1 pseudogene is annotated in these 298 nt (G+C 37.2%); it reads left to right on the top strand.

The features are described 5' to 3' along the window. Positions 1-144 (top strand): annotated as a pseudogene (locus ACJ5GX_RS07825) (ribosome biogenesis GTPase Der); the annotation flags it as partial. Positions 145-298: the final 154 nt, after the last annotated feature.

Below are 298 nucleotides of genomic sequence, written 5' to 3'. Positions count from 1 at the left end.
TAAAATTTGTCAAACAACAGGAAGTGACTCGGTTATTTTTGGAAGTGCCAACTGTAACAATTTCTGCATTGAAAGGTATGCGCTGTGGTGATGTGATAGATAAGTGTCTTGAAGTGAGTGAATCCTTAAACAAGAAGATCGATCCGTATTTTGTAAATACAGCAACGTTACAGAAACATAACAAAAACAATCAATCGGTCATTGGAGGCTACAGGAATAAAGCAATATTTATTCATACACGAATGTAGGCCACAGGAAGGAACCAAACATTGGTTGCGTTGCATAGTAAGAAAGGAGT

The organism is Wolbachia endosymbiont of Tuta absoluta, assembly GCF_059414725.1.
Note: the sequence above shows the minus strand (reverse complement) of the source record. Positions and strands in the feature narration are given on the sequence as shown.